The sequence below is a fragment of the Bradyrhizobium sp. Leo170 genome (assembly GCF_004296405.1).
In the GTDB taxonomy this organism is placed as follows: Bacteria; Pseudomonadota; Alphaproteobacteria; order Rhizobiales; family Xanthobacteraceae; genus Bradyrhizobium.
In genome coordinates, this window is the sequence record NZ_PSRR01000633.1 from 1 (window position 1) to 2,180 (window position 2,180).

1 protein-coding gene and 1 pseudogene are annotated in these 2,180 nt (G+C 62.8%); both read left to right on the plus strand.

The window, feature by feature from the left end:
* Nucleotides 1-1,219 (plus strand): annotated as a pseudogene (locus tag CWO89_RS43380) (IS256 family transposase); the annotation flags it as partial.
* A gap of 604 nt (nt 1,220-1,823) precedes the next feature.
* On the plus strand, nt 1,824-2,180 hold a 357-nt coding region (locus CWO89_RS43385; RefSeq protein WP_130584296.1), incomplete at its 3' end, for a DUF3618 domain-containing protein.

Here is a 2,180-nt window from a genome sequence, read left to right on the forward strand (position 1 = left end):
TTCGTCAGCCCGACGAGATCGATGATCCACTGACCAATGTGCTGCGCGCCGGTGCGCGGCAGCTTCTGGCACAGGCTGTCGAGGTGGAAGTCGAGAGCTTTCTTGCCACGGTGAAGGATTTGAAGCTTGCCGACGGACGCGCCCGTGTCGTGCGGCATGGCTACGGCCCGGCGCGAACGATCCAGACCGGGGTCCGCGCGGTCGAGGTGGCGCGGGCGAAGATTCGCGACCGCGGGGCGTCCAGCGATGGCGAGCGGATCCGGTTCAGTTCGGCGATCCTGCCGCTGTGGGCACGGCGGACCAGAAGTCTGGATGCGCTGTTGCCGGTGCTCTACTTGCGCGGCATTTCGACCGGCGATTTCCAGGAGGCACTGACGGCCTTGCTGGGCAAGGACGCGCCGAACCTGTCGCCCGCGGTGATTTCCCGGCTGACGGCCGAGTGGCAAGGCGAGTACGAGCGCTGGCAGAGGCGTGATCTGTCGCGCGCCGATACGTGTACGTATGGGCCGATGGCGTCTTCCTGCAGGCCCGCATGGAAGACCACGGCGAGTGCATGCTGGTGCTGATCGGCGCGACGCCGGAGGGCAAGAAGGAACTGATCGGTTTCCAGGTCGGCGTGCGGGAGAGCGCGCAGGGTTGGCGTGAGCTGCTGATCGACGTCAAACAGCGCGGATTGCAGATCGCGCCCGAAATTGCCGTTGGCGACGGCGCGCTCGGCTTCTGGAAGGCGCTCGACGAGGTCTTTCCCGGCACACGGCACCAGCGATGCTGGGTGCACAAGACCGTGAATGTCCTGGACAAGGTCCCGCTCTCGGTGCAGGCCACCATGAAGAAGGATCTGCGCGAGGTCTATTGGGCGCCGAACCGGGCGTCCGCCGAAGCGGCGATCGACGTCTTTGCCGAGAAATACCGCGCCAAATACGGTCGCGCGGTCGAATGTCTGAAGGATCGCGACGCGCTGCTGGCCTTCTACGACTTTCCTGCCGAGCATTGGGATCACCTGCGCACCAGCAATCCCATCGAGAGCGTGTTCGCCACCGTGCGGCACCGGACGGTGCGCACCAAGGGTTCGTTGCTGATGGTGTTCAAGCTCGTCATCGCCGCATCGAAGACCTGGCGGCGGCTCAAAGGCACAAATCAGTTGCCGAAGGTCATCGCGGGTGTCAGATTCAACGACGGCATCGAGGTCATCCAAGTGCCGGCAAACCACGCCGCCTGATCACCTCGTCACCCAAAATCCCGCATAGCTCCGGGACTGACGGCTCGGCCCAGAGTGCATTATTAGTGTCGCCAGTTACGAGCGGCGGCCGAGCCCGCCGCCGACTCGGGTCCCGCTCCATCCAGCTCAGCCCTTCTTTCATGGGAACATCTCCAGAGTAGGAAGGATGTCGATTGAAGCGACGTGCTCGGTAATCACCGTGGATGCGTTAAATCGCTTCGCACGAACGAAAAAACATGCCCCCCGAGCGGCACCCAATGTTGTTGTCACGGGAGGCGTACGGTCAGCGGCCGAAGAACAGCCACCGGGATCGGTACGCTGGGGTTTTTGCTTCGACCTGACCGGCAGTCGGATGCCCCTGGACCCGGGCTTTCATCGTTTCGCTCGTCGAGCAACAGCTCGACGAGGGCACCTTGCTGTACACAACTTGCTGTACCGGACACGCACGTAGCGTGCGTATTGTCCTGCGCTCCACCTTGAGGACGTAGAGAGGCCGACTGTTGGCGCTCCGCCGGCCTTTGTGTGCTTCAATGGCTTCCTGCGCCGTAGGAACCATTCAACACAGCCTGAGTTCGCCCCGAAAGAAATCCAGGAGGCTAACGACATGACACGATCCGTGGAGGAATTGAGACGTGAGTCCGAGCGCAGCCGCGCAGAGCTGGCCGCCACGGTCGACCAATTGAGGGAGCTTATATCGGATACCGCCGAAGACATCAGCCGCAAGGTTTCGCCGCAACACATCAAATCGGAAGTCTCCGATTACATCAGCCACAAGACCCAGAGCTGGGTCGAGGCACTCAAACAACAAGCAATCGAAAATCCCATGCAGGCGATCGCGGCCGGCACAGCGGTCGCAGTCCCGGTGCTGCGCTTGGCGCGCGGCTTTCCGTTCCCGCTTTTGATGATCGGCGCCGGCCTTGCCCTCACCTCGAAGTCAGCGCGGGATCCCGCCGCGGAGGCG